Consider the following 24,133-nt stretch of genomic DNA (forward strand, 5'->3'; position numbering starts at 1 on the left):
GTTCCCCATGACACAGCAGCTAACTGCTACAGAATAGTCAGGCGTGGCGCAGCGCAACACACCCACGTCGAGCCTTAACCGAATCTTTACGAGCCCGGCAGGGAATTTGATGAGACCGTGATACCGGTGAGTCTGTGTCCGGATCAGCGCGCCATCTGCGCTAAGCTGGGATCTGCTCCGGCTGGTTTGCGGAGCAATGCGGGCGTAGCTCAATGGTAGAGCGCTAGCTTCCCAAGCTCGATACGCGGGTTCGATTCCCGTCGCCCGCTCCATTTCTGCCCTGATTCAAGGTGCCCAAGCCCTTGGGTGTATCGTCAGGAGCTAGGAGCCATTTCGGCTCTGCTCTAGGGAGCGATCATGGCTGACAAATCACCTCGCCAAGCTGCATCGAAAAAATCCGGCAAATCCATCAAAGAAAAGCGCGCGGATAAGAGGGCTTCAGAGTCCTCCGCAACCACGGTGGCCAAGCCGGCAACCGGCAACAAAAAGTGAGCGGCCATATAGGCGCCATGACCCTCGGCATCCTGTCGACATCGCGGAAGCCGGACGAGCGCCGGCTGCCCGTCCATCCCCTGCATCTGGAGCGCATTGCTCCGGAACTCCGGCAACACATCCGGCTGGAGCGCGGCTACGGCGAGCGCTTCGGCTTTTCGGACAGCCAACTTGAGCCGCTGGTCGGTGGCATGGCAAGCCGTGAAGAACTGATCTCGAATTCGGATGTCATCCTCCTGCCCAAACCGCAGCCGGAAGACCTGGCCGACCTCCGCGACGGGCAAGTCCTCTGGGGTTGGCCGCACTGCGTCCAGGACAGGGCCATCACCCAACTCGCCATCGACAAGAAGCTGACCTTGATCGCCTTCGAGGCGATGAACCATTGGGCCAGCGACGGCGGCTTCGGGCTTCACGTGTTCCATAAGAACAACGAACTTGCAGGCTACTGCTCCGTCATCCATGCCCTTGCCCTGACGGGCTCGACGGGTGACTACGGGAGGCGGCTGAGCGCCGTCGTGATTGGTTTCGGAGCCACGGCGCGTGGCGCGGTCACAGCCCTGAACGCGCACGGCATCCACGATGTCCAGGTGCTGACCAACCGCGGAGTTGCGGCGGTCGGTTCGCCCATCCACTCGGTGCGCATAGTGCAGTTCGACCACGACCAGAACGCCCCTTTCCTGAGCGAGGTCATTACCGATCGCGGACGCAAGCCGCTGGCTCCGTTCCTTGCCGCCGCCGACATAGTGGTCAACTGCACGCTGCAGGATCCGAACTCGCCGCTGACGTACCTGCGGACCGAGGACCTGGATGCGTTCCAGCCGGGCAGCTTGATTGTTGACGTCTCCTGCGACGAAGGCATGGGCTTCAGTTGGGCGCGGACCACGACGTTCGCCGAGCCCATGTTCACGGTGGGCGACCACATCAACTACTACGCCGTGGACCACAGCCCGTCCTACCTGTGGAACTCGTCCAGCTGGGAAATCAGCGAGGCGCTCCTGCCGTTCCTCGAGACTGTCATTTCGGGCCCCGAGGCCTGGGACGCCAGCGAAACAATCTCGCGTGCCATCGAAATCCGCGACGGCATCATCCGGAACCCGGACGTGCTCCAGTTCCAAGAGCGCTCAGCCGACTACCCGCACCTCGCGGCGTAGTCGCCTCGTAACCTCATAATGCGGCTGAGCCGGGCGCCTTGTGGGTGCCCGGCTCAGCCGCGTTTTGGCGACACTCCGCTACGCCGACTGCGGGACGATCCGCACCATCCGGCGTCGGTCCCGGACATTCACTTTGAGCCGCAACTCAGACTTCCGGGCCAGCACGACGGCGACTGTCGCCGCGGCGAGCGCCGGCACCCCGCCTGACACCAAGAGTGCAGCGTGCGGGTTCAGGTGCTCGGCAAGCCAGCCCATCATGGGTCCACCGATGGCTTGGCCACCGATGAGCACCATGATGTAGAGGCTCATGACGCGGCCGCGGATGCTCATGTTGGCGCTGACCTGGACCAGCTGGTTGGCGGCGGTCAGGAACATGAGGCACCAGAATCCGGAGAGGACCATGGCAGCGGAGAGCCACACCATCGATGGCGCCAACGCGGCCAGGCACAGCATCAAGCCATACATCCCGGCGCACAGCACCACCGAGCGCAGGCGCAACTGGCGGCGGCGGGCAGACGTGATTGCTCCGGCGAGCGCGCCAAGGGCCACCATGGCGTTGAGCAAACCGTAGCCGCCGGCACCGGCATGGTAGATGTGGTCCGCGAAGGCAGCGAGGAGCACGGGCAGGCTCATCGCGAAGACCGCTACAAAGCCGGCCATGAGCCACGGCCAGTAGATCGTGGGCTTGCTGAGTGCGTATCGCAGTCCCTCCTGCAGCATCCCCTTGCGTTTTGGCACGGGCGTGCTGACATAAAGTTCATTCTTGCGCAGCATCAAGAGCATGGTGACCGTGGAGCAGCAAGCCACCGCGTTCGCCGCGAAGGCCCAGCCCGCTCCGACCGCGGTCAGCAGCACGCCGGCCAGGGCGGGACCAATGAGGCCGCCCAACTGGAATGTGGTGGAGTTGACGCTAATCGCATTGCGCAGGTATTTCGGCCCCACGAGTTCGTTGACAAAGACCTGCCGTGCGGGCTGGTCGAGGACCGTCACGAGGCCCAGGACAAAAGCGATCACGTAAACGTGCCACACCTCGATGTGGTGGCTCAACGCCAACACGGCAAGGATGGCAGCCAGGGAGGCCGCGACGCTTTGACACAGGATGAGGATGCGTCGCTTGGCGAAGCGGTCCGCCATCATGCCGCCCCAGGGGCCCAGGAAAAGCGACGGCGTGAACTGCAATGCCACCGTTATTCCGACGGCGGTGACGGATCCGGAGAGCTGTAGTACCAACCAGTCCTGGGCGATTCTCTGCATCCAGAGTGCGATGACAGCTACGAAGTGGCCTACGGCGAAGATCCGGAAGTTGGGTACTTTGAGGGAAATGAAGGTGTGCCGCCAAGGCAGCCGTTCGTTGACGACGGCAATCGGCTGGGTGACCGTGTCAGGGTCGGCAGCGTGCGGAATTCGGCTGCTTGCGGCGAGTGAATCGATGGCAGGTTGGCTGACGTTTGCCGCTGAGGGCGGTGGGGGTGCCAAAAGTAGTCCTTGGATAGGCGTTTCGCTGGGATGCCTTTAACGCTAGGGTTGGCCGCGGTGATTATGGAAGTGAATTGGCCGTATAACTAGCATTGCGAAGTGCAATACACCGGCGTGAGCGGCGGTGAAGGTAGCTATCCAAGGAGTCCCGTGTTCGAACCCGTGCAGCTGCGGTCCTTCCTGGCCGTGGCCGAGACTTTGAGTTTCACGAAGGCAGCCGAGCGCCTCGGCCTGGCCCAACCCACGGTCAGCCAGCATGTGCGAAAGCTGGAGATGGCGGCCAAACGGGCGCTCGTAGCCCGCGACACCCGGGATGTCCGGCTCACCGACAATGGCGACGCCATGGCAGGCTTTGCCCGCAACATCCTCTCAGCGCACGATTCCGCGGCGAGGTACTTTTCCGGTTCAGCCATGCGCGGCCGTTTGAGGTTCGGAACCGCCGACGACCTCGCGATCACGGGGCTGCCTCGGATCCTGCGCGAGTTCCGGCAGCTGTACCCCCAGATCAACCTTGAACTCACGGTCAGCCAGAGCGACCAGCTCTACAAACGGGTCAATGCGGGCCAGTTGGATCTCGTCTTCGTGAAGTGGGTGGGCGAGGCGAAGGACGGCACGGTGGTGCGGCACGACAAATTTGCCTGGGTCGGGGTCGAACAAACGGTGCTGGACCCGGCCAGCCCCGTGCCGCTGATCTGCTATCCGGCTCCGAGCGTCAGCCGGAAACTGGCCATCGACGCGCTGGAGGCCATGGGCCGGACGTGGCGGGTCACCTGCTCGACCAAGCAGATCGCCGGTGTCCTGGCAGCGGTGCGTGCGGGCATCGGCGTCGCCGTGATGCCGTCGTCGTTGGTTCCCGAGGACCTCACGGTGATCACCAAGCGCTTCGACCTCCCGCCCGTGGGCGACGTCGACTTCACCTTGATCCGCAACCCCTTGGCGAACGCCGAGGTGGTGGATGCGCTGACGCAGGCGATCATCGGCAGAACACTCAATAAGCAGGCGTAGCAAGCGCCACCAAACCGCGCGTGGCTAAACCGCGCTGCGCTCCGGGGCGAGCGCCTGCGCGGCGAGAAGGACGGTCCGGACGATCGCCTTCCGGCGCCGCTCCGCCCTGATTGGCCCCTTGCTGCCGGCCATGAGGCCATCCAGCTCGGGCAGTACCGGCCACGCGTCACACAACGCAATGATGGTGAGCATCAGATCTGCCGCGTCTTCCTTGGACGTCCCCGGCATGGCCCGGATGACACCGTCAACCTTGTTCCTGCAGTTCGCGGCCCGGTCCGGACGGTTCACCACATATTCGCCCCGCTCCAGGCCCTCCCAAAACAGCAGCCTCGGAAGGGTGGGGTCCTGGTGGTGATGGTCGAACAGGCGTCCGGCGTAATCGGCCAAGGCTTCGGGACCGGCGCCCTCGATGCGGACTTCGTCCACCACTTTGCTGAGCTGGGACGCGATCACGGCGTCGAAGAGAAGATCCTTCTTACCGAAGTACTGATAGATGCGTTCCTTGTTGACTCCGGCCGCAGCAGCGATGCGGTCCACCCTGGCGCCGGCGAGTCCGAATTGGCAAAACTCGGCAGTCGCCGCCTCAAGGAGGAGTCGCTTGGTCCGCTCGGTATCCCATGCCATGTGTCCACCTTAACAGATTCCAACCAAGTAGTTGCAGTTTTCGAGGGTGGGGTCTAGTCTGAACTCACGCCGAAAGCAACCAATTAGTTGGAGAATGTCATGAACACCCAAATCCCCGTTGCCGCATCCGCGGACAGCGCCGCGGTTGCGGCGTTTGCCGAGCCGGCCGCACACGCGCACTCTGCGCATCTGCCTTCCATGCACACACCGTCGGTGCATATGCGTGCCGTGATCACCTGGCTCGCCATTTTTCCCCTCGTGGCGATCGGCATGACGATCCTCGCTCCGCTCACGGAGTCATGGCACCCCGCGCTGCGCGCCCTCGTCCTGACCCTTGTTGTGGTTCCTACCGCCGTCTACCTCGTTGTCCCCAAACTGATCGCTGGCTACGGCTCGCTGAAGAGGCGGCAGGCACGGAAGGCCGCCGCCAAGGCCTAGCGTGTGTCAGGCATCACCCGGCGATCCGGCGGCCACACGCTAAACTTGTCACGTTATGAACCGCACAATGTTTAAGTCCAAGATCCACCGTGCCACGGTGACCCATGCCGATCTGCACTACGTAGGTTCAGTGACGGTCGACCTGGATCTGCTGGATGCTGCGGATATTCTCCCCGGCGAGCTCGTCTCCATTGTTGACGTGACGAATGGCGCGCGTCTGGAGACTTACACCATTGCCGGCGAACGCGGCTCCGGCGTCATCGGCATCAACGGGGCCGCGGCGCACTTGGTGCACGTGGGCGACGTCGTCATCCTCATCACCTACGCGGAGATGACCACCGAAGAAGCCAAGGCCTACCAGCCCAAGGTTGTCCATGTGGACAGGGCCAACAAGCTCGTCCAACTCGGCAGCGATCCCGCCGAAGGCATCACTCCGGGCATCATGCGCCCGCCGCACGCCCTCAACAACGCCCAGCTGAACTAGGCTTCCCGTAGTCACGGGGCACTTCCTTACGTGGTCCACATGGCGGAACATGCCGCCGTCGTGCCTTACGGGCGAATAAAGCTGATTTAGGCTGGGACTGTGAACCCACGCCGCCCCGCGCCCGTCCCCCGCCGGATGTCGTAGTGCTGGGCGTCCTTTCCGGGTTCTTCGTGGTGTGGGCCATCATCCTGGTGGGCATGTTCGTCGGCAAGCGCGGGATCCTGGGGGACAATGCGCGTTCGGTCCTCAGCGGCCTGACTTTCTTCGTCGCGAGCCCTGCGCTTCTCTTTGAAACCCTGGGCAAGGCCCGTCTTCACGATGTCTTCGCCGCTCCACTCCTGGTCACGGCGGTGGGCGCCGTCGCCACAGGCAGCCTTTTCTTCATCGTCGTGAAGTTCTGGCTCAAACGTTCCCTGCCCGAATCGCTTATGTCCTCCATGAGCGCTTCGCTAGCCAACTCGGCGAACCTGGGCATCCCTATCGCGGTGTTCGTCCTCGGCGACGCCAGCTATGTGGCGCCCCTGCTGATCTTCCAGCTCGCGTTCTTCACGCCCATGTACCTGATGGTGCTCGATGCCAGCACCAGCAGCCACCGCACCACTCCCCTGCGCTTCGTCCTGATGATCGTCCGGAACCCGATGATCGTAGGATCCGCCCTCGGTTTGGTGGTCGCCGGGACGGGCTGGCAGGTGCCTTCGCTCATCATGGAGCCGATCCATTTGATCGGCGGTGCCGCAATTCCCGCGATGCTGATGGCGTTCGGGATGAGCTTGAATGGTTCGCGGCCCCTGCAGAAGGACACGGGCCGCCGGACGGATGCCCTGCTGGCCAGCGGCTTCAAGCTGTTTGTCCACCCCACAATGGCGTACCTGTTCGCCCGCTTCGCGCTGGGCCTGGAAGCGCATGCGCTGTTCGCCGTGGTGGTCACGGCGGCCCTGCCCACCGCGCAGAACGTGTTCGTGGCGGCGAGCCGCTACAACACGGGAATCACCGTGGCCAAGGATACGGTCCTGATCACCACGGTGGTGGCCGTCCCGGCAATGATCGCAGTGGCCCTGCTGCTTACCTAAGCCCGCCCCACCCAACTAGCTCGCAGTAGGTGTCGTTTAGACGCCCCAAAACGACATTAAGTGCGAGTCAGCTGGGCGGGCGCCTACTCTTCGTCCACTGAGTCCAGGTACCTGTCCAGGAGCTGTGCGCAGCGGATGAAACCCAAATGCGAATACGCCTGCGGGTGGTTTCCCAAGTGGGTCTCCGTGCCGGGATCGAACTCCTCGGGAAGCAGCCCGGTAGGACCGAAGAGCGCCACCAGCTGGTTGAACAACTCCAGCGCGTCGTCCAGTCGGCCCACGGCGAGGTACGCCTCAATCAGCCAGGTGGTGCAGATGTGGAACCCGCCCTCCAAACCCGGCAGGCCGTCGTCGTACCTGTACCGGAACACGGTGGGACCCACCCGCAGTTCCCGCTCGACGGCGGTGACGGTGTCCAGGAAGCGCTGGTCGCGGACGTCCAGCAGGCCCGAGAGTCCGATGTGCAGAACGGCCGCGTCCAGGTCGGGGCTGTCGTAGGCCACGGTGTAGGAGCTCGCGGATTCATCCCAACCCTCGCGGAGGACTTCAGCGCGGATGGTGTTGGCCGTTTCCTCCCACTCGGCCCCGATGGGGCGTCGGAACCGGACCGCCGTGTGCATGGCCCGGTCCAGCGTCACCCAGCACATCACCTTGGTGTAAATGTGGTGCCGCGGCGCGCGCCGGGCTTCCCAGATGCCATGGTCAGGTTCGTGCCAGCGGGCCAGCACGGCGGACGCCATCTGTTCCATGAGCTGCCAGTGCTCGTCCGGCAGCGTGCCGCGGCGCCTGCTGAGGGTCTGGATGAGTTCGGCGATCGGGCCGAAGACGTCCAGCTGCACTTGGTGGTCGGCGGCGTTCCCGATCCGCACGGGCCGTGAGCCGGCGTAACCGGGCAGGCTCTCGATAATTGCCTCGGTGGACAGCGGGGAGCCGGTCACGGAGTACAGGGGGTGCAGCCATTCCGGCCCGGGCGCGTTCTCGAGGATGCGGCCGAGCCAGCGGAGGAACCCGTCTGCCTCCTCGGTGGAACCCAGGTCCACGAGCGCATTGACCGTCATGGAGCCGTCGCGGAGCCAGCAGTAGCGGTAGTCCCAGTTGCGGGTGCCGCCGATCCCTTCCGGCAGCGACGTGGTTGGAGCCGCGAGGACGGCCCCGGTCGGCTCGTGCACCAGCGCCTTGAGGACCAGTGCCGAGCGCCGCACCAACGAAGGTTTCATGTCGGGCAGTTCCAGCCCACGGACCCACTGCCGGGATTGGTGCGCGACGGCGGCCCGCCGGGCAAGCTCTCCGGCGGGGTCCGGCGTCGTCGGCTCAGTGTCTCCGCACCTCAGGTTCATGACGATAGGACCGTACGCGAGGCTGACTTCAGCGGTGGCGGTTCCGTGCTTGCCGTCGCTCGTGACCGTGAAGGACACTCCGGGGGCGAACAGGATAATGGGATCCGAGGTGCCCACGACGTGCAGTTCTTCGCCGCGGATCTCCATGTTGAACGGAGCGTTGGCGTAGTCCGGCCGCGGGGCGAAAACAATCCGCGCGCTGCCGGTTCCGGAGAGGACACGGACCAGGCTGGTGATGCCGTCCGGTGCCGGCTCAAGGTAGTCGGTGACCGTGACGTCCGCCCAGCGCGTCTCCACGATCATGGTGTTGTCCACGTAGCGCTGGCCCAGCACCTTCGACGCCTTGACCGGTTCCACGCTGAAGTGGCCGGCCGGGTCTCCACCCAGGATGTGCGCGAACAAGGACCCTGAATCCGGGAGGGGATGGCTCATCCAGCAGATCTTGGCCTCCGGGGTGAGCAGCGCCGTCGAGGTCCCGTTGCCGATCATCGAATGCCGCTCCAGCCCCACTGCGTCCTCGCCGAACAGCCACGCTCGGCGCAGTTCGAACAGGATGGCGAGCACTTTGGCGAAGGATTGCGGGTCCGGCAAGCGATGGCGCGCCTTGGTTTCTCCGTCTCCGACGTGCAGGCCAAGATCCGGGCCCCGCAGGGTGGCGATTGCGAGCTCATCGCTGTCCGCGTCGCCGGCAAACAGGGCCGCGCTGGCCCCCAACTGTGTACGCAGATGCTCCAGCGCGGCGTCTTTGGAGGGTTCCACGATGGACAGGTCCAGAACGGATCCGTCCACAATGAAAAACAGGCCCACTTCACGGGCGATCTGGTGCGCCTCCCGGGTCACCCTGGCGACCACGGCAGGCGTGGCTGGCCGGGTGTGGATGGCTACCGCCACGGGCTTGCGCTCGATGCTGATGCCCTTTTCGAAGCCAATGGATTCGTTGAGGGCCGTGGCTGCCTGTTGAAGGACGGCTTCCGTGGCCATCGAGATGCTGTACGCGTAGGTCATGTCGAACTCGGCGCCGTGCGAGCCCACCAAGTGGACTTCCGCCGGCAGCCGCGACACTGCGGCAAGGTCCCGCAGCGACCTGCCGGAGATGACGGCAGTGTGCGTGTTCGGCAGCGCTGCCAGTGCCCGGAGAGCGACGGCGGCACTCCCCAACGGGAGTGTCTCAGTGGATACGCCTTCCGCGGCGCAGAGTGTTCCACCGTAGTTGCAAGCCACCAGGAGTCCCGGAGTGCGGGCCAGCATCCTCAGTTCCGCGAGCAGCTCCGGAGTGATTCCATCGTGCGCGGCCTCGGATTGGACTGCCGTCCGCAGGAGACCCAGCGGAAGCGATTTTGTCAGCAGTGCCGAATCGGCCACGGACAAATTGAGCGGAGTAGCCATGGGGACGATCCTTCCGGGGTGGATTCGTCCAGTTTCCGCCCGGCGGGTTTCGCCTCCATGACCCGCGTATTGCCGGGGTGTAACGAGTTTGATCGGCACAACAGCCATCCTCCGCGTGCTCGCTCGTTCCTCGCTTAGACGCACGCTTCCGGATAACTGCCGCGCCGATCGCTCAGTCCTTACACCCGCGTCAGCCCCACGGCTTCCGCGACCAGCTCCACGGAACGCAAGCGCTGCTTCGTGCCGGTGCTCTGGTGGGCGACGATCAGTTCGTCGGCATCGGCGTGGCGGGCAAACTCGTCGAGATACTCGCGCACCACCTCCGGTGTGCCCACCGCCGAGTACTTCACCATTTGCGCGATGTGCTGGCCCTGCGGCGAGTCGAGGATGAGGTCCGCTTCGGCGTCGGTGAATTCGCGTCCGCCGCCCAGGAAACGGGAGACCCGGTCCCTCTTGACCTCGAGGAAGAGCCGTTGGGCTTCAGCCGCCGAATCCGCGGCCACTACGTTAACGCCAGCGATCACGTAAGGCTCCTGCAGCTGTTCGGACGGTTTGAACTCGCGGCGGTAGATGGCGACGGCGTCCTGCAGCGCGTTGGGCGCGAAGTGCGAGGCGAAGGCGTAGGGCAGGCCGAGCTGCGCGGCCAGATGCGCCCCGAACAGGGAGGAGCCGAGGATGTAGAGGGGCACGTTGGTGCCCTTGCCGGGCGTTGCTTCGACGCCCTGGATCCGGGTGGGTCCTGTGAGGTAGCCCTGCAGCTCCAGCACGTCCTGCGGGAAGGTGTCCGCGGCCATGGGATCGCGGCGGAGCGCCCGCATGGTGTTCTGGTCACTGCCGGGCGCCCGTCCGAGGCCGAGGTCGATGCGGCCCGGGTGCAGGGTTTCGAGGGTGCCGAACTGTTCTGCGATGGTGAGCGGCGAATGGTTGGGCAGCATGACGCCGCCTGCACCGAGCCGGATAGTGCTGGTGTTGGCCGCGATATGGGCAATCAGCACGCTCGTAGCCGAGGAAGCGATTGAGCCCATGTTGTGGTGCTCGGCATACCAAATCCGTCGGTAGCCGAGCCGTTCGGCCAGTTGCGCCATGGCGACGCTCCCGGCGAAACTCTCCGCCGCCGTCTGGCCTTTGCCGATGATTGCCAGGTCGAGGATGGAGAGGGGAACAGTCACGTGATGCCGGCCTTTCGAAGGTGGTTTCGTTCGAGGGGCCGGTCTCCCGGCCACTCTTGCGACAACGACGGCGGTGCCCGGGTTATTTCTCCAGCTCGCGTGGGTTCCGTCTCAGCTCGCGAAGATACTGCACATCGTTGAACTCGACCTGAACGCGCTCGTCGCCGGGCGAAGAGAACCATTCGGCCGCCATCGACCGCCAAGACTCGATTCCCGTGTATTGCCATTGCCCCCAGGAATCGTAGATGTGGACGTTGTCGTTGTAGAGCGCCGCGAATGCGTCAACGTCCTTCGCGTGGACAGCGGCTGCGTAAGCTTCCAGCGCCTGATTGACCGGGGTTTGCTCGTTGCTCACGAAAAATCTCCTCACGTGTCGGCAGTTGTGTGGGAAGCCTAGACCGCGGTTGTTTTGTGACCCTTCGGGACCTCTAATGAACCCCAGTTAACCCTTGTATCCCCGCGTTTCAGAGCGCTTTGACCGGCTCTTGGCGCTGCCGGATAGTTGCAGCAACGCACACCATCCATCACTTTCGAAGGGGATTCCATGGCTATTTCACGACTCAAAACAGGCGCCGCACTGGCACTCGCCGTGACCACGACTCTCGGCCTCGCCGCTTGCTCTGACCCGGGCGCCTCAGCGGCGTCAGCGCCGTCGTCGTCCGCTTCCGCGGGCAAGACTTTCAACCTGTCGCCGGAGCAGAACCGCTTCCCTATCACCAAGGACGACGCCGCTGCGGCGCTCGTCCCGGAGGCCATCAAGGCTGACGGCAAACTCACCGTGGTGACCACAGGCGGCACCGCTCCGTTGAGCCTCTTCGCGACGGACAACAAAACCCTCATCGGCAACGAAGTCGACCTCGCCTACGCAGTCGGAGAAACCTTGGGCCTAAAGGTTGAGGTCCTTCCCGTGGCTTGGGCCGATTGGCCCTTGGGTATTGAATCGGGCAAGTACGAGGCCGTCCTCTCCAACGTCACCGTAACGGAGGCGCGTAAGGAGAAGTTCGACTTCGCCACCTATCGCACGGACCTCCTGGGCTTTTATGCCAAGAGCGACTCCCCGATCGGTGAGATCAAGGAAGCCAAGGACGTGGCGGGCAAGCGGATCATTGTGGGCTCGGGCACCAACCAGGAAGCAATCCTGTTGCGCTGGGACGCCGAGAACAAGAAGAACGGCTTGAAGCCGGTTGAATTCCAGTACTACGACGACGACTCGGCTTCCTCGCTCGCCGTGCAATCCGGCCGCGCGGACCTGACGTTCGGCCCGAACGCTGGAGCGGCGTACAAGGCCGCAAAGGACGGCAAGACCAAGCAGGTGGGAACAGTCAACGGCGGCTGGCCTCTTAAGGCGGACATTGCCTTCACCACCAAGAAGGGCAACGGTCTTGCCGTTGCAGCCCAGGCAGCCCTCAACAAACTGATCCAAAACGGCACGTATGGAAAGATCTTGGACCGCTGGGGGTTGTCTTCGGAGGGTATCGCGAAGTCGGAACTGAACCCGCCGGGCCTTCCGAAGAGCTAGCGCCGGCTCCGGGGTGTAACTTTCCACGTATCCGGAACCGCTGCGGACCGGACAAGCGAAAGGGAGTTCCATGGGCCAGCGCCTTGCCATCCTCGACGACTACCAAGCCGTGGCCTTCGACTACGCGCCGTGGGCCGAGCTCGCCGACGACGGCGTCGAAGTCACCGTTTTCACGGAGCCTCTGGCGGACGTCGCGGACTCGCTCCGCGACTTCGACATCATCATCGCAATGCGTGAACGGACCACTTTCGACGCCGGGCGCTTCCGGCAACTGCCGAAGCTGAAGCTCCTGGCCACCACCGGGATGGCCAACGCAGCCATCGATCTACTCGCGGCCGCGGAGCAGGGCATCACGGTCTGCGGGACGGGCGGCTCGCCGGCCGCGGCGCCCGAGCTGACGTGGGCACTGCTCCTGGCGTTCGCACGGAGAGTGCCGTTCGAGGACCGCCGGCTGCGCGCCGGAAAATGGCAGAGCACCGTGGGTTTCGAACTGTCTGGGAAGACCTTAGGAGTACTTGGACTCGGTAAGATCGGGAGCAAAATCGCCGGCTACGGCAACGCGTTTGGCATGGAGGTCATTGCTTGGAGTCCCAATCTCACGGAGGAAACCGCGGCTGCGGCGGGTGCGCGCAAGGTGGGCAAGGAAGCACTCTTCCGGGAGTCCGACGTCGTTAGCGTCCACGTGCGGTTGTCGGAGCGGTCCCGGGGGCTCGTCGGGGAGGACGAACTGCGGCTCCTCGGGCCCAACGGTGTCCTGGTCAACACTTCGCGTGGACCGATAGTGGATGAGTCCGCCCTCCTCCGCGGACTGAACGAGGGGTGGCTCGGCGGCGCGGCCCTGGACGTGTACGACGTCGAGCCCTTGCCGGCGGACCACCCGCTTCTCATGGCGCCGCGCACCGTGCTGACGCCGCACTTGGGTTATGTTACTTCGCAAAGCTACGCCCGCTTCTACGGCGAGGCCTTCGAGGACGTCCGGGCGTGGTTGCGGGGCGATCCGTTGCGGGTGCTTACGGGTTAGTGCATCAGTTGGGCTTAGATTGTCAGGTGCCTGCCGAATTCTCGCTCCGTCCCGCCCTGCCCGCCGATGCCGCGTGGATCGCGGAACTGCGCGCCGTCGTCATGCGACCCGATTTGGAGCGGCTAGGGCGTTGGGATCCGGTCCGCGTCAGGGAGCGTTTCTTGAAGGCGTTCCAGCCGGAACACACCTTTGTCATTGCCGTGGAAGGGCAAGCTGCAGGTGTCATCGCGGTGCGCCCGGAACCCGACGCTCTGTGGATCGAACACTTCTACCTCGCTCCGGAGTTCCAGGGGCAACGGCTTGGTGCCGGCGTGCTCCGGCGGGTCATGGGCGAGTCCAAGGACCACCGGCCATTCCGTCTCAACGTGCTCCAGGGCAGCCCGGCCCGACGCCTCTACGAACGCCACGGCTTTGTCCTGGAAACCGAGGATCCGGTGGACGTGTTCATGGTCGCCGCGCCTGTCGGGCACTGTTAATCGATCCGTGTCGGACTAAGTGACATCGCAGTTCGCCGGGCGTGTTCCAAGCGCGCGCAGAAGCCTGCCGGCACTTGAACTGGCAATTCATTGATCGGGAACCAGCGGACGTCATCGCTTTCCTCACTCACGGCGATCTCCACATCCGGGTTTGCTGTCGCGGCGAACCCCACATCCCAATGGGCGGCACATGAGAATCCCCCATGCAGATCGTGTCGGTCAAGATCCACGATTGCTGGAGAAAGCAGGACCAGGTCATCAATTCCGGACTCCTCGCGGGCCTCCCTCTGTGCAGCTTCCGCCACCGACGCGTCGTTCGACTCGACGTGACCGCCGAACTGCACCCAGAACTGCCCCTTGCGATGGAAACACAACAGAACACGATCGAATTCAGGCGAAAACACGAAGCAGGACCCGGTGACATGCTCCGGCCCACCATTTCGACGCAACGCGGCGTCCCCCGCCAAGTTCAGGAACTGCAGATACGCGTCCCGTAATCCCGATTCAGGAAGTGTCCTGAGGCTGGCAAGCAGATTGGCAAGAGGCATCCTGCTATTTTGCCGCACAGGGCAACGAACAACTCAATGCCACGACGAGGGGTGTGATGCGTCGGATAGATGTCACCCTAGGTGCCCGTTAGCCGATCCTTTACCGCACACTCCTGACGCTCTGAACAAAATCTATCTGCAGGGATTGCGGGGGCACCTCCGAACGAGCTGCGACTCTTGGTGGATGCTTAGAACATGCCCGCTTGGGGCGGGGGTCGACGCACTTGCCGGAGAATGGAGACGACTCATGACCAATTTTGAGAACCCGGCATTGGAGCAACTGGCCGACGCGATCGCGCTGTGGAGGTTCAACCCCGACGGCCGCGGCCAGGAAATCGTCGACGCCGCCGTCGACGCACTCGTTGGCGGTGTCGACTCACCCACCCTGCGCGAGCTGGCCGGCATCCCCGGCAACGAGTCACGCTCCGTCCTGGGCGAACTGGTTGACACCACTACCGCCGAGTTGGGCATCAACCACCTGCCGGATCCCACGGGCTCTGCTGCTTTTCGGGTCATGGCCCGCCAGGCGATCGCTGGACGAATCACGGCCAGACAACTCACCTTTTGGGCGTACCGTAACATCGGACCGGAAGCCGAGGAGTTTGCGCAGCCCTTCGTGCACCTCTCCTGGCTCTACGAGGACGTCGACATACAGAAATGGTCTATAAACGACGTCGACCGCGCCGTCATCTCCGAGGCCAAAGCGTATTTGGCAGGAGAACCATCCAAATGGTTGAAGCTCCCTATCAACGCAGCGAACCTGACAGTGGAGCCACGAAGTCCGACTGCCAGAATTCGGCAGTGGCTCAAGCGGAAGACAACACATTGACACTCAAGAACGACACCAGTACCGTCAGTGTCCTTTGATCCCGGCAGTCCCATTTCCTGGAACTGAGACATTAGCCTGTCTAATCGCGCCGGGCCGCCCGGTCAAAGAACTTTCATGTGGCACGGGCCTTCAGCGGCCCTTGGGCTCAGTGGGCCATGCGGCCATTTCTGACCTGGTGAAGGATCCTCCACCGGACAGAATCGCTGTTGCAGGGTGACTGCGTCTCACGCACCAGGCCTGGCCAACGGTTCGCTACATCGCTAGAGCGACCGGCTGATGTGCGCGAGGTAGATTTGCTTGAGGTCCGGCCTCCAAATGAGTGCTTGCCACTTGCCATTCGCGATCACCGTCAGTGTGACCTTGTCGCCTTTGCGTACAGAGCCAATCGGGCTGACGAATTTATAGAAAACATTGAAGGGACACACGTTTCCTGAGAGATCCTCTGCCTCCAACCTGACCGTGATGCCGCTGCGGCTGCCCGTTTTCCGCGTGACGGTCGCCTCGAACTGCCGCCATTGAGCCCCGGACGCGAGTAGCTTCCGGATCCCGCCGTAGTCGGTGAGCTCGGTCCAGAGCGCGAAGGCCACCGCGGCCGGGACAAACAGGAAAAAGAGACCAAAGAGCAAGGGATTCGGATGGTTCGCATCGCTGGCCCCATCGATCCAGATGTCGTGCAGATCGGTTGTATCGACGTTGAGCGCGACGCGGGAGCCGGGCCCGGGCAGGGTGTTGCAGACTGCGTTGACTCTTGTAACACCCTGCAGGTGCTGCCCACCGACGGTGTAGTCGAGGTCCAGCTGGCATCCGTCAGAGTGACGACCCGTTTCGGTTTGGGCACTGACGATTCCATTAGTCCTTGTGTAGCTGGCGAATGCGTGTTTAATCCCAGCTAGGACAGCCCATCCGAGCAATCCCGAGATCGATGCAATGACCAGCACCGCAGCCGCGCGTCTCAGCCACAGCCTCCTGCGAAGCCAGCTGCCTTCCCAGACCGGGAACCCCGGGCTCGGCGGTATGGATGCCCGGATACGGACCTCCTCGGTGAGCTGGACCCAGGAGCTCCCGTTGTCGTCCCCCGCACCACCCGGCGACGGGGCGTCCGTCGCATATTCATGAGCCATGCTGCCATCTTGCCGCATGGAACAACGAACAACTCGTTGCTCCGGCAGCGCCGCGGTCAACGTCGATCAGCGCCCGTAAGCCGGTCCCCCACCGGCCAGCTCAACACCTTCATGCCTTCCCTTCAGGAAAGCCTTAATGTGGGTCCCCCCTGATTCCCGTATGACCCGCCCGCAAAAGTGCCCGGTGAAGGCGCCCTAAACGCTACACTTCAGGGCTCCCGGCAGCCCTGAAAATTCGAGGACGCACTAAGGCTTCTCGGCCAGCGAAGGCGTCCCGGTGAACGCCGCCCGCGGTGCTCACCGTTTAGGGCCTCCATGGGAACCACCGTGATGAATGCCGGCGTTCAGCCCCAATTGGCCGCTCAAGAAGTTTGCGGTTATGGTTTTGGCTATGGAGATTGAGGTCGACAGAGCCTAGCCACCTGACGTTCGGTGGCCGCCCGGTTGTTTGCGCTCGTGCGCACCCGGTGAGAAATCTCGCTTTCAGCTGTCTGTAGCCGCTTTTCCGGCGGCCCTGCGTCCGAGCTGAAAGATTCCGTACGTCAGGTGCAGTGCCCTCCGAAGTAGCGCGCGTTTTCGCGCCCCGGAGAGAGCACGTTGACCCATGACTATGCCCCCAGATGGGCAAGAACCGAAGGACTGTGTCTCATGTCAGCACAATCAGCCATCTCCTTGCACGATCTTTCATTCGAGTGGCCCGACGGCACTCCCGCTCTTCAGCGGCTCAATGGCACCATGACCACCGGCCGGACTGGACTAGTCGGCCGCAATGGTGCAGGAAAATCGACCCTGCTCCGTTTGATCGCCGGCACACTGACGCCGACCCTGGGCCGGGTCGAAACCGTCGGTGACGTGGGCTACCTTCCTCAGACCCTCACCCTCGGGCAGCACACGACGGTCGCCGCATTGCTCGGCATCGACGACATACTCACGTCGCTCCATGCCATTGAGGACGGCGACGTCGATGAGCGCCATTTCGACACGGTCGGCGACGACTGGGACATTGAGTCCCGGGCAGACGAGGCTCTGCACGAAATCGGCTTCTCAGCGGGTGACCTCAAGCGGCAGGTCGGGGAGCTCTCAGGTGGCGAGGCAATGCTCATCGCGCTGACCGGGCTGCGCATCCGCCGCACCCCGGTCACGCTCCTCGACGAGCCAACCAACAACCTTGATCGGCGCACCCGGGCCAAACTTGCCGACTTCGTCGACAGTTGGCCGGGTACCCTCGTGGTGGTCAGCCACGACCTCGAGTTGCTTGAGCACATGGACTCCACTGCTGAGCTTCATGCCGGCAAGCTTGACGTGTTTGGTGGCCCGTACAGTCTTTTCACCGAATATCGCGAGCAGGAACAGGCCGCCGCCATCCAGGCAGCACGGAGCGCCCAGCAAGCGCTGAAGGTCGAGAAGAAGCAACGCGTCGAAGCCGAGACGAAGCTTGCCCGCCGCGAGCGGACAGCGAAGAAAACCCAAGCCAGCGGCGGCATCCCGAAGATCCTGGCCGGCAACCGGTCTAGCAAGGCGCAGGCATCTGCCGGCTCGATGCGCTCGACCCTCGACGACAAGGTGCTGTCAGCCCAGGCCGCCGTCGACGCCGCCGACGCGAGGGTCAGGGAAGTTGAGCACATCCACCTCACCCTTCCAGATCCCGACGTGCCACGGAGCCGCCGGATCGCCGAGCTGAGCGACGGTTCCCGCACGATCGCCATCCAAGGCCCCGAACGCGTGGCCCTGGTGGGACCCAACGGCTCAGGCAAATCGACGCTCCTCAAACACCTCGTTGAGAGGCGCCCTGCAGAATCCTCGGGCCGGATCACCGGAAAGCTGCTGACCGGCCGGGTGGGATACCTCCCGCAACGGCTCGACGGACTGGACGATTCCCGCTCAGCGCTGGACAACGTGCGGGCAGCGGCTCCGGCGTCGGCGCCCGAAGACATCCGCAATCAACTCGCACGTCTCCTCCTCCGGGGATCCACCGTTGATCGCCCGGTCTCCAGCCTGTCAGGAGGAGAACGGTTCCGGGTCAGCCTCGCGAAGCTGCTCCTGGCGGAGCCGCCCGCCCAGCTGCTGATCCTCGACGAGCCGACGAACAACCTCGACATTGCCAGCGTCGAGCAGCTCGCCGAAGCCCTGGACGCCTACCGTGGCGCACTGCTCATCGTGAGCCACGACCTCGGGTTTCTCCGGCGCCTCAACATCGACACGGTAGCCGAGCTCGACGGCGAAGGGGGCCTGCGCGAGCGCACGGAGCCACTCACCTAGGGCCCGCAGCAAATCAGAGCTGTTGTTCCCACACGGTCAGTTGGAGCCGCACCAGCTCCGCGTCCGGGTCGCGCGAACCGCCGTCGTCGGTCTGCAAGCCGACGACGGCGGCCGCGACTCGCGCACGGAAGCTCACCGCGCGCCCCCGGCGGGTACCGACTCCAACGCCCCCGAGCGCGCCGGCGTCGTGAGGCCCAGGTTCTCGCGGAGGGTCCTGCCGACGTATTCCGTGGGGTACACGCCACGTTCCTGCAGCTCGGGCACCAAGTGGTTCACGATGTCGTCTAGGCCGGTGGGGATAAGCCACGGCGAGATGTTGAAGCCGTCGACGGCACCCACCCGGGCGTACTCGGCCAAGGTATCGGCCACGGCTGTGTAGGATCCGGTGAACGTCGCGTCAACCCTGGACGTCCTGGAGCTCACGAACTGCCGGATGGACAGGCCCTTCTCCTTGGCCTCGGCGCGCCATTGCTCGGCGAGCTGCCGGGCTTTGGCCCCGTGGAAGCCGCTCCCCCGGGTCTCGGAGGTCTCCTCCACCACCGGATCGATCTCCGGAAGCGGACCATCGGGATCGTAGGTGGACAACTCCCGGCCCCAGAACTGTTCGAGATACGCAACTGCCTGCTGCGGCCCGATCTGCAGGCCGCGGACCCACTCCTTCTTCTCGCGGGCTTCCTCGTCAGTGGCGGCGAGGATGAACTCGCTCGCCGGCATGATCTGGACGTCGTTGGCGTCCCGTCCAGCAGCCAGGGAGCGCGAGACGATATCGGCGCGGAACTCCACGGCGTCGTCGAACTTCGGGTGCGCAGAGAAGATCACATCCGCTTGGCGGGCGGCGAAGTCGCGTCCTTCCGGGGAATCCCCGGCTTGGAACAGCACCGGCCTGTACTGGGCGCTGCGCGGCAGCCGGGGGGTGACGTCCACGGAATAGTGCTGCCCGGAGTGGTGCACGCGCCGCGCATGGCCGGGAACCGCCCAGGAATCCGCGCAGACGGACGAGGAGACCGCTCCGTCCTCCCACGAATCCCAGATCTTCTTGGCGGTCTCCACGAATGCTTCGGCGTGGATATAGCGATCGGCGTGGTCCAGGTAGCCGCCCCGCCGGAAGTTGGCCCCGGTCCACGCGTTGTCCGTGGTCACGACGTTCCAGGCGGCGCGCCCGCCGGAGAGCAAGTCGAGGGAGGCGAGCCTGTGAGCGAGGTCGGCGGGATCGTTGTACGTCGTATTCTGCGTGGCCACGAGCCCGATATTGGACGTCACCGACGCGAGCGCCGCCAGCATGGTCTGCGCGTCCGGCCTGCCCGCGACGTCCAGGGCGTGCGGTCGTCCGAGATGTTCCCGCAAGCGCAGGCCCTCGCCCAGGAAGAAGGCTGCGAACAGCCCGCGCTCGGCGGTCTGGGCGATCCGTCGGAACGACTCAAAGTCGGTCTGCGAACCGGATTCAGGCGCTTTCCAGATGGTGCCGGAATTGACGCCCTGGAAGAAGATCCCGAACTGGATCTTCCCGCTCGGCTGGAATTTAGCACGGTTGTGCTGTGTCATAGTCTCTCCTCAGTTTTCCAAGCCAACGACGGCGGCGCCCGCCGCGCCCACGCTCGCGTACCGGCTCAGCGGCCGTTCAAGACCCAGCAGTTCCCGGAACGTGCCGCCCTGCGCAACAGGCTTCAGCACCCCGCGGCGACGAAGCTCGGGCAGGACCAATTGCGCCAGTTCCTCGAGCTCCACGTCCAGCACAGCCGGATGCAGCCTTACGCCGTCGGCCACGGCCAGCAACCCGGCAAGGAAGTCGACCAATTCCGCCGCCGTGCCGACGAAGCGCGCCCGGGAACTGGTCCACGGAGTAAACGCGTCCAGTTCGGCGAGCCGCGCGGAGGCGCTTTGCCCACGCGAGTCAAGGACGACGTCGAGCTCCGCCACTACCGACGGGCCGCCCCCAACAGCCGGGCCGCCCCCAACAGCGGTCCGGGCACGCACGTCCGCAACCTCCTCGGCGAGAAGTGAAGGCGTCGGAGCGGACACCAGCACCACGTCGGCGTCCGAACGAAGCAAGCCAGCCTGGGCAACCACGGGCAATTGCCCCTGCAGCGGGCGCGGAATGATGGAGGGACCCTTCACGGAATACCCGGCCCCTGCGAAATCCGCCGGCGTCTCGAAGTCGATGTAGTGCAGTTTGTCCACGTCAAAGTACCGACCGGTGGGGACGTCGCGGATCACGGCGTCGTCCTCCCAGGAATCCCAAAGCCGCCGGCTCACTTCCACCGACGCCGCGGCCTCCTGCGCCAAGGCGGCACCTTCAACAAATGAACGCCCGACGGCGGCAGCCTCCTCCGCGGAGCCGCTCGCCGCGACGAGCCAACCCGCCCGTCCGCCCGAGACATAGTCCAAGCTCGCCAGCTGAGTGGAGATGTGGAACGGCTCGGTGTAGACCGTGTCCACTTCCGGTACCAGCACGATGGAACTCGTGACGGGACCCGCGAACGCGGCGCGCTGAAGGGCGTTCAGGCGGCCTGCAACATCTCGCCCGCCAGCGCCGGAGCCGTCAGTCCCAGACCCATCAGCGAACGTCGCCACATGAATCCCGGCCGATTCCGCCGCCAGCACCGTGTTCCGGATCCGCGAACCGTTCAGCAACTCATCCGGGGCATGCCGGGCTTTGCGCCAGGCCGCGGGGTGGGCGCCGTCGCCGTCGAGCTCCAAGGCCAGGAATCCGGGCTGGCCCGGACGGGAGATGCCGCTCATTGCTGCTCCTGCCTTTCGTAAGGGATCTGTTCGCCGGCTTCGATGGCCACGCTCAGCCGGTTTTCCGAGGGTGGGAGCGGGCACGTGGCAAGGTCCGTGTAGGCGCACGGCAAGTTGACGGCACGGTTGAAGTCGAGCACCACGGAGCCGTCCGATTCCGGGGTCACCGTGAGCGAGCGATTGGCCGCGTAGGTGGTCTTGCCCGACGTCGCATCCGTGAACAGCACCGAGAGTGTGCCCGGCGCATGTCCGTTGAAGGCCGTGAGCACCAAGTCCTGGCCCGCGAGGTTGAAGTGGAGCTCGCCGGGCGCCTCGTAGACGTGCTGGATACCCTCGACGGCGGCCCCCACTGTGGTCGGTCGGGGAACCTCAAACGGCACGAACGTACCGTTCACCGCGAACGATGCATCCGGTGCGTATGCGGGCGTTCCGCGGTATTCGTTGAGCAGCGGATTCCCGGGGTGCCGCGGCCGGACGATGTACTCGCCGCCGCGCTTGGCGAGCTCGACGACCGTGTCCCCCGCGTTGAGGTTGAGGCCGTCTCGTTCCGCGATGGGGCCGAAAACGACGGTGGCCCCGGCGGCGTCGGTGTTGAGTTCCCGGCCGTCCCGAAGCAGGCTTTCGCCTGGTCCTAAAACCACAGTGACGACGTCGTTCTCCACACTCCAGGCGCCGGGCACCCCGTCGAGCGGAGCAGCTTCGGAACCAAGCCAGTGCAGATGGGTGACAGCGAGGAATCCGTGCGGATCGGCCCGGTGACGCTCGTGCTCGGCGTGCCATTCCTGCCAGGCGGCGGTGAAGGCCGCAGTGGTGGACGTAGCCGTTTCAGTGGGCGTAGGCATGATTCCTCCTGTGGTTTGCATGATCTGTGGTGACAGTTCCGGAAGCGTCCGGTGACGTGGCGCCAGCGAATTCCGGGCGGCCACCAAAGGGATCCGCCGGTTCCCACAAGGTGGTGGGCGCGGCGGCGCGGACGGCCGGGATGACCTCGAGCGCGAACCGCTCCAGGATCTCCAGCTGCTGCTCGAAGGGCAACGTGGTGGGCAAGGAAATGGACTGAAGATCGTGGCCGTAGAGCGAGTGGTAGCTCAGGATTTTGTCGATCACCTGTTCCGGACTGCCCACCAGTGCTGGCCCTTCAGCCACGGCATGCTCGATGTCCCGGAACGGCGAATTGTTGCCCGGGACGTTGCGTCCAGCGGTCAAGGCCTCATAAACAGGCCCGAACTGGCGCTTGGCTTCCTGCGTGGTGTCCGCGACGAACACGCCGCCTGCGCCGGAACCCGAACCGAGGTACTGGTGCCGAGGATCGTGGCCGTGGCGTTCGTATTCCTCGCGGTAGTGGTCGATCAGGATCTTGTAGTTCTCGCGAGGCTGGATGGCGTTGGCCGTGAAAAGTGGATCGCCCCACTGGGCGGCGAGGGCAGCCGAGGTCAGGGTTGTAGCCGAGCCGTGCCAAATCCGCGGCGAACCCGCAAACGGTCGCGGCGTCGTCGTCGTCGCTTCGCTCAATGCGGGCCGGAAACGGCCGGACCAGGTGACGTTTTCTTCACGCCACAGCCTCCGCAACAAGCCATACTTTTCGGCGAGCAGCTCCCACTGATCATCGAGGGAGAGCCCGAACAACGGATATTGCAGCACTTCGTTGCCCTTGCCGATCACGAGTTCCAGGCGGCCCCGGCTCAGCTGATCGATCGTGGCGTAGTCTTCGGCCACCCGCACGGGATCGAGCACCGACAAGACGGTGACGCCGGTCTGCAATCGAATACGGTTGGTGACCGCCGCGATGGCGGCGAGGACCGTCGTCGGGGACGATGAGATGAACTCACCGGCATGCCTCTCCCCCACAGCGAAACTATCGAAACCCAATTCCTCGGCCCGGCGCGCAGTCTGCACCACTTGGTTGAGCCGCTCGGCCGTCGAGACGATTTCTCCCGTCAGCGGGTTCTTCAGGTGCGGAATGATGTCGAGTACCTGGAACTTCACTGTGTTTTCCCTGTCTGGGCACTCCCGAAGTTTGCCTCTGTCACGGTCTTCGATTCCGGCAAGGCTTCCTGCGAAAGGCCCCAGCGGTCCAGGACCTTCCCGTAGGAGCCATCCTTGATCGCCGAATTCAGGGCATCCGTGATGGCCGGAGCCAGGCCGTTGCCTTTGAGGGTGGTGGCCGCGACGAGGGTCTCTGAAGGCCAGCCAGCGTTGACTTTGCCCACCACTTTCAGGTCGTCCCGCGTGTTCTCGCGGTAGGAGACGGACGGATAGGGCGCGATGTTCAGGTCCGTCCGGCCCGAGGAGAGCGCCAGGATGGTGTCGGCGTCGGAGGAGTAGTACTGCAGTGTTGCCGGAGCCTTGCCACGGGATTCCAGGTCCTTGTTCCAGGCCAGGAGGATCTTCTCCTGGTTGGTGCCCGAGCCCACCGAGACCTTCAGCCCGGAGATGTCGTCCGCACCCTTGATGTTGTACGTGGACGATTTCTTGGCTTCGAATCCCATGTACGCGGCGCGGTAGGTGGAGAAGTCGAACAGTTTCACCCGGTCCTTATTGATGCCCACGTTCGAGAAGACCGCTTCGAAATCGCCCGACTGCGTCTTGAGCGGCCAGTTCTCCCAGGAGGTGACCTGCACGTCCAGTGCGAGGCCCAGCTTGTCGGCCACGAGCTGGGCGATGTCCACCTCGACTCCGATCGGGGTCTTGTCATCCGTCGCATGGAAGGACAGCGGGATGGACCCGGCCGTGGTGGCAACGGTCAGTTTGCCGTCCTTGCCGATCGCGGCCGGCACGGCGGCTGCCGCGGCGGGATCCTTCTGCGCCCGGATACGGTTCTGCTCGGGCGAGGTGTTGTAGACGACGCCGTTGCGGGCGGCACTCGCCGACGGGCTGGCCCCGGCCGCGGAGGCACCGGGGTCGGAGCACCCGGCGAGCGCCGGGAGTACGACGGCGGGCAGCACCGCGAGCGCGAGAAGCCTGGTTTTGATGCGTGGCATTGGGTTGG

24 protein-coding genes and 1 tRNA gene are annotated in these 24,133 nt (G+C 64.3%); 12 read left to right on the forward strand and 13 right to left on the reverse strand.

The genetic code is table 11. From position 1 onward, the window contains the following. Positions 1 to 198 precede the first annotated feature (198 nt). From VLA65_RS18235 to VLA65_RS18245, 3 genes are all read left to right on the forward strand, one after another. Positions 199 to 272: transfer RNA gene (locus tag VLA65_RS18235), tRNA-Gly, on the forward strand. Positions 273 to 357: 85 nt separating this feature from the next. Continuing rightward, entirely contained in the window at positions 358 to 492 is a 135-nt protein-coding gene (locus VLA65_RS18240) for a hypothetical protein (protein ID WP_264637052.1), read from the forward strand. A 17-nt stretch (positions 493 to 509) separates the two neighbouring features. Continuing rightward, positions 510 to 1,643: a N(5)-(carboxyethyl)ornithine synthase gene (locus VLA65_RS18245; RefSeq protein ID WP_370872243.1), complete on the forward strand. Its 1,134-nt coding sequence runs from the start codon at positions 510 to 512 to the stop codon at positions 1,641 to 1,643. Between the two features lie 78 nt (positions 1,644 to 1,721). Here VLA65_RS18245 and VLA65_RS18250 read toward each other — a convergent pair whose 3' ends face one another. Beyond that, entirely contained in the window at positions 1,722 to 3,119 is a 1,398-nt protein-coding gene (locus tag VLA65_RS18250) for an MFS transporter (RefSeq protein WP_059389832.1), read from the reverse strand. A 150-nt stretch (positions 3,120 to 3,269) separates the two neighbouring features. Between VLA65_RS18250 and VLA65_RS18255 the strand changes: the two genes are divergently transcribed. After that, positions 3,270 to 4,124 (forward strand): LysR substrate-binding domain-containing protein, encoded by an 855-nt coding sequence (locus VLA65_RS18255; RefSeq protein ID WP_059389831.1) that lies wholly within the window; start codon positions 3,270 to 3,272, stop codon positions 4,122 to 4,124. 24 nt (positions 4,125 to 4,148) lie between these two features. Here the strand turns inward: VLA65_RS18255 and VLA65_RS18260 are convergent, their stop codons facing one another. Continuing rightward, positions 4,149 to 4,748, reverse strand: a complete 600-nt coding sequence (locus VLA65_RS18260; RefSeq protein WP_332603311.1) for a TetR/AcrR family transcriptional regulator — start codon at positions 4,746 to 4,748, stop codon at positions 4,149 to 4,151. A gap of 99 nt (positions 4,749 to 4,847) precedes the next feature. Between VLA65_RS18260 and VLA65_RS18265 the strand changes: the two genes are divergently transcribed. From VLA65_RS18265 to VLA65_RS18275, 3 genes are all read left to right on the forward strand, one after another. Continuing rightward, complete coding sequence (locus tag VLA65_RS18265) at positions 4,848 to 5,186, forward strand: hypothetical protein (protein ID WP_284991136.1); 339 nt, start codon at positions 4,848 to 4,850, stop codon at positions 5,184 to 5,186. 55 nt (positions 5,187 to 5,241) lie between these two features. Continuing rightward, positions 5,242 to 5,670: an aspartate 1-decarboxylase gene (gene panD / locus VLA65_RS18270; protein ID WP_332603312.1), complete on the forward strand. Its 429-nt coding sequence runs from the start codon at positions 5,242 to 5,244 to the stop codon at positions 5,668 to 5,670. A gap of 143 nt (positions 5,671 to 5,813) precedes the next feature. Beyond that, positions 5,814 to 6,740, forward strand: a complete 927-nt coding sequence (locus VLA65_RS18275) for an AEC family transporter (RefSeq protein ID WP_332603313.1) — start codon at positions 5,814 to 5,816, stop codon at positions 6,738 to 6,740. An 83-nt stretch (positions 6,741 to 6,823) separates the two neighbouring features. On the opposite strand, the gene VLA65_RS18280 is transcribed toward VLA65_RS18275, so the two are convergent. The 3 genes from VLA65_RS18280 to VLA65_RS18290 all read right to left on the reverse strand — a co-directional run bounded on the left by VLA65_RS18280 (position 6,824) and on the right by VLA65_RS18290 (position 10,987). Beyond that, positions 6,824 to 9,463 (reverse strand): trehalase-like domain-containing protein, encoded by a 2,640-nt coding sequence (locus VLA65_RS18280; RefSeq protein WP_332603314.1) that lies wholly within the window; start codon positions 9,461 to 9,463, stop codon positions 6,824 to 6,826. 179 nt (positions 9,464 to 9,642) lie between these two features. Further along, positions 9,643 to 10,632 (reverse strand): LLM class flavin-dependent oxidoreductase, encoded by a 990-nt coding sequence (locus VLA65_RS18285; protein WP_332603315.1) that lies wholly within the window; start codon positions 10,630 to 10,632, stop codon positions 9,643 to 9,645. Positions 10,633 to 10,714: 82 nt separating this feature from the next. Beyond that, a complete protein-coding gene (locus tag VLA65_RS18290) occupies positions 10,715 to 10,987 on the reverse strand; it encodes a nuclear transport factor 2 family protein (protein WP_332603316.1) in 273 nt (90 codons plus the stop codon). A 189-nt stretch (positions 10,988 to 11,176) separates the two neighbouring features. On the opposite strand from VLA65_RS18290, the gene VLA65_RS18295 reads away from it, so the two are divergent. The 3 genes from VLA65_RS18295 to VLA65_RS18305 all read left to right on the forward strand — a co-directional run bounded on the left by VLA65_RS18295 (position 11,177) and on the right by VLA65_RS18305 (position 13,648). Then, entirely contained in the window at positions 11,177 to 12,151 is a 975-nt protein-coding gene (locus tag VLA65_RS18295; protein WP_332603317.1) for an ABC transporter substrate-binding protein, read from the forward strand. A gap of 70 nt (positions 12,152 to 12,221) precedes the next feature. Next, entirely contained in the window at positions 12,222 to 13,172 is a 951-nt protein-coding gene (locus VLA65_RS18300) for a D-2-hydroxyacid dehydrogenase family protein (RefSeq protein ID WP_332603318.1), read from the forward strand. Between the two features lie 26 nt (positions 13,173 to 13,198). Continuing rightward, positions 13,199 to 13,648: a GNAT family N-acetyltransferase gene (locus tag VLA65_RS18305; protein WP_332603319.1), complete on the forward strand. Its 450-nt coding sequence runs from the start codon at positions 13,199 to 13,201 to the stop codon at positions 13,646 to 13,648. Here the strand turns inward: VLA65_RS18305 and VLA65_RS18310 are convergent. Next, positions 13,645 to 14,196 carry an NUDIX hydrolase gene (locus tag VLA65_RS18310; RefSeq protein ID WP_332603320.1) on the reverse strand — a complete coding sequence of 184 codons (552 nt, stop codon included), beginning with the start codon at positions 14,194 to 14,196 and terminating at the stop codon, positions 13,645 to 13,647. The genes VLA65_RS18305 and VLA65_RS18310 overlap by 4 nt on opposite strands. A gap of 247 nt (positions 14,197 to 14,443) precedes the next feature. Here VLA65_RS18310 and VLA65_RS18315 point away from each other — a divergent pair, with 247 nt between their 5' ends. Next, on the forward strand, positions 14,444 to 15,025 hold the full coding sequence (locus tag VLA65_RS18315; RefSeq protein WP_332603321.1) for a hypothetical protein: 582 nt from the start codon (positions 14,444 to 14,446) through the stop codon (positions 15,023 to 15,025). A gap of 260 nt (positions 15,026 to 15,285) precedes the next feature. Here the strand turns inward: VLA65_RS18315 and VLA65_RS18320 are convergent, their stop codons facing one another. After that, positions 15,286 to 16,146: a hypothetical protein gene (locus VLA65_RS18320; RefSeq protein WP_332603322.1), complete on the reverse strand. Its 861-nt coding sequence runs from the start codon at positions 16,144 to 16,146 to the stop codon at positions 15,286 to 15,288. A gap of 648 nt (positions 16,147 to 16,794) precedes the next feature. Between VLA65_RS18320 and VLA65_RS18325 the strand changes: the two genes are divergently transcribed. Continuing rightward, positions 16,795 to 18,405, forward strand: a complete 1,611-nt coding sequence (locus VLA65_RS18325) for an ABC-F family ATP-binding cassette domain-containing protein (RefSeq protein ID WP_332603323.1) — start codon at positions 16,795 to 16,797, stop codon at positions 18,403 to 18,405. Between the two features lie 13 nt (positions 18,406 to 18,418). Here VLA65_RS18325 and VLA65_RS18330 read toward each other — a convergent pair whose 3' ends face one another. Genes VLA65_RS18330 through VLA65_RS18355 form a run of 6 tightly spaced genes read right to left on the reverse strand, consistent with a single transcriptional unit; the run spans position 18,419 to position 24,125 of the window. Then, complete coding sequence (locus VLA65_RS18330) at positions 18,419 to 18,541, reverse strand: hypothetical protein (RefSeq protein ID WP_284991125.1); 123 nt, start codon at positions 18,539 to 18,541, stop codon at positions 18,419 to 18,421. After that, positions 18,538 to 19,947, reverse strand: a complete 1,410-nt coding sequence (locus VLA65_RS18335) for an NtaA/DmoA family FMN-dependent monooxygenase (protein WP_332603324.1) — start codon at positions 19,945 to 19,947, stop codon at positions 18,538 to 18,540. Before VLA65_RS18335 ends, VLA65_RS18330 begins: the two co-directional genes overlap by 4 nt. Before the next feature lie 9 nt (positions 19,948 to 19,956). Continuing rightward, on the reverse strand, positions 19,957 to 21,144 hold the full coding sequence (locus VLA65_RS18340) for an LLM class flavin-dependent oxidoreductase (protein WP_332603325.1): 1,188 nt from the start codon (positions 21,142 to 21,144) through the stop codon (positions 19,957 to 19,959). After that, a complete protein-coding gene (locus VLA65_RS18345; RefSeq protein ID WP_284991122.1) occupies positions 21,141 to 21,986 on the reverse strand; it encodes a DUF1684 domain-containing protein in 846 nt (281 codons plus the stop codon). Before VLA65_RS18345 ends, VLA65_RS18340 begins: the two co-directional genes overlap by 4 nt. After that, positions 21,970 to 23,130: an LLM class flavin-dependent oxidoreductase gene (locus VLA65_RS18350; RefSeq protein WP_332603326.1), complete on the reverse strand. Its 1,161-nt coding sequence runs from the start codon at positions 23,128 to 23,130 to the stop codon at positions 21,970 to 21,972. The genes VLA65_RS18345 and VLA65_RS18350 overlap by 17 nt, the downstream gene beginning before the upstream one ends. Then, positions 23,127 to 24,125 carry an ABC transporter substrate-binding protein gene (locus VLA65_RS18355; RefSeq protein ID WP_284991120.1) on the reverse strand — a complete coding sequence of 333 codons (999 nt, stop codon included), beginning with the start codon at positions 24,123 to 24,125 and terminating at the stop codon, positions 23,127 to 23,129. Before VLA65_RS18355 ends, VLA65_RS18350 begins: the two co-directional genes overlap by 4 nt. Positions 24,126 to 24,133: the final 8 nt, after the last annotated feature.

Origin of the sequence: Arthrobacter sp. S2(2024) (assembly GCF_036662515.1) — a bacterium.
Classification (GTDB): Bacteria; Actinomycetota; Actinomycetes; order Actinomycetales; family Micrococcaceae; genus Arthrobacter.

What these genes read in the sequence shown, in the direction of transcription:
- VLA65_RS18240 (WP_264637052.1), top strand. Translation starts at nt 358, where the DNA reads ATGGCTGACAAATCACCTCGCCAAGCTGCATCGAAAAAATCCGGCAAA.
- VLA65_RS18245 (WP_370872243.1), top strand. Translation starts at nt 510, where the DNA reads ATGACCCTCGGCATCCTGTCGACATCGCGGAAGCCGGACGAGCGCCGG.
- VLA65_RS18260 (WP_332603311.1), bottom strand. Translation starts at nt 4,748, where the DNA reads ATGGCATGGGATACCGAGCGGACCAAGCGACTCCTCCTTGAGGCGGCG.
- VLA65_RS18265 (WP_284991136.1), top strand. Translation starts at nt 4,848, where the DNA reads ATGAACACCCAAATCCCCGTTGCCGCATCCGCGGACAGCGCCGCGGTT.
- panD (WP_332603312.1), top strand. Translation starts at nt 5,242, where the DNA reads ATGAACCGCACAATGTTTAAGTCCAAGATCCACCGTGCCACGGTGACC.
- VLA65_RS18280 (WP_332603314.1), bottom strand. Translation starts at nt 9,463, where the DNA reads ATGGCTACTCCGCTCAATTTGTCCGTGGCCGATTCGGCACTGCTGACA.
- VLA65_RS18295 (WP_332603317.1), top strand. Translation starts at nt 11,177, where the DNA reads ATGGCTATTTCACGACTCAAAACAGGCGCCGCACTGGCACTCGCCGTG.
- VLA65_RS18300 (WP_332603318.1), top strand. Translation starts at nt 12,222, where the DNA reads ATGGGCCAGCGCCTTGCCATCCTCGACGACTACCAAGCCGTGGCCTTC.
- VLA65_RS18310 (WP_332603320.1), bottom strand. Translation starts at nt 14,196, where the DNA reads ATGCCTCTTGCCAATCTGCTTGCCAGCCTCAGGACACTTCCTGAATCG.
- VLA65_RS18315 (WP_332603321.1), top strand. Translation starts at nt 14,444, where the DNA reads ATGACCAATTTTGAGAACCCGGCATTGGAGCAACTGGCCGACGCGATC.
- VLA65_RS18320 (WP_332603322.1), bottom strand. Translation starts at nt 16,146, where the DNA reads ATGGCTCATGAATATGCGACGGACGCCCCGTCGCCGGGTGGTGCGGGG.
- VLA65_RS18325 (WP_332603323.1), top strand. Translation starts at nt 16,795, where the DNA reads ATGTCAGCACAATCAGCCATCTCCTTGCACGATCTTTCATTCGAGTGG.
- VLA65_RS18335 (WP_332603324.1), bottom strand. Translation starts at nt 19,947, where the DNA reads ATGACACAGCACAACCGTGCTAAATTCCAGCCGAGCGGGAAGATCCAG.
- VLA65_RS18340 (WP_332603325.1), bottom strand. Translation starts at nt 21,144, where the DNA reads ATGAGCGGCATCTCCCGTCCGGGCCAGCCCGGATTCCTGGCCTTGGAG.
- VLA65_RS18345 (WP_284991122.1), bottom strand. Translation starts at nt 21,986, where the DNA reads ATGCCTACGCCCACTGAAACGGCTACGTCCACCACTGCGGCCTTCACC.
- VLA65_RS18355 (WP_284991120.1), bottom strand. Translation starts at nt 24,125, where the DNA reads ATGCCACGCATCAAAACCAGGCTTCTCGCGCTCGCGGTGCTGCCCGCC.